Origin of the sequence: Acinetobacter sp. UBA3025 (genome assembly GCF_002367915.1) — a bacterium.
Classification (GTDB): domain Bacteria; phylum Pseudomonadota; class Gammaproteobacteria; order Pseudomonadales; family Moraxellaceae; genus Acinetobacter.
In genome coordinates, this window is the sequence record NZ_DFDO01000170.1 from 7,713 (window position 1) to 8,877 (window position 1,165).

1 protein-coding gene and 1 pseudogene are annotated in these 1,165 nt (G+C 44.6%); both read left to right on the forward strand.

Annotated features, from left to right (window positions below):
* Nucleotides 1–529, forward strand: a pseudogene (locus B4J23_RS07155) (triacylglycerol lipase); the annotation flags it as partial.
* Between the two features lie 169 nt (nt 530–698).
* A partial coding sequence (locus B4J23_RS07160) for an esterase/lipase family protein (protein WP_291359606.1) occupies nt 699–1,165 on the forward strand: 467 nt, incomplete at its 3' end.

Below are 1,165 nucleotides of genomic sequence, written 5' to 3' on the forward strand. Positions count from 1 at the left end.
TGATATTCAGAACAATACTCTTACCCGCACTGCTTTTAATGTTCTCGGTGATTATATTATTGGGCCACTGATCGCACTGGGACAGTTCAAACCTGAACTGGAAATTGATTTCGATGCATCCATCAAATCCCTGACCCAAACTGGCTCCAGCTCTTTTAATGCCAGCGTGGCCAAACAGATGGTGCAGGATGGTGTCTTAGCCTCCACAGAAAACTGTAATAAGAACCTGAAATCAAAAGACCGTAACGGTATCTATTATTATTCTTGGACCGGTGTGGCTCAAGCGACCAATGCACTGGATATCGATACCATCCTGATGCAGCTTGGCCCTTTATCTTACGGCAATAAAGACAACGATGGCATGATTGCCCGTTGTAGTGCATTCATTGGTAAGGTGATTAATGACCAATACAAGCTGAACCATACCGATCTGGCCAATATGATGTTTGGTCTTAAAGGCCTGTTTGCTCCGGATCCAGTTGCAATGTACCGTCAACATGCCAATCGTTTAAAACTTCAGAATCTATAATTTTCATCGCCCTTCTATCTGCGGATATAAGGGCTTTTTCGTTATTTTCACTTAAAAAAATAGGGAGATAAAACACTCAAAACGCTTAATGGGTCAGCTTTTCAGCTGGCTATTCCCCACATTATGGCGAGGATCGCCTTAACACAACAATAAGAATGAGGAAATAATGATGAAATATGGAGTATTAACGGCAGGTCTGCTCATGGCAGCGGCCTGTTTCACGACTCATGCCTCCACTCAGGCCAGTCAGGTGACGGCGAAAGCCAGTTCACAATATGCCAAAACCAAATATCCGATTGTATTTTCACATGGTATGGCGGGTTTCATCCGAGTTGGCACTGATCAGTTTGGACTGGATTACTGGTATCAGATTTTACCTGATCTGGCCCGTAATGGTGCGAATGTCTGGGCGACACGGGTCTCCCCTTTTAACTCATCTGAAATTCGCGGTGAACAACTTTTGGAGCAGGTCAAGGAAATTGCTGCAATTACCGGTGCAGATAAAGTCAACCTGATCGGACATTCACATGGTGGACCAACGATTCGTTATGTGGCTGGTTCAGAACCTAAACTGGTGGCTTCATTAACCACAGTAGGTGCACCACACAAAGGTTCGCCGGTTGGAGACCTGATTTT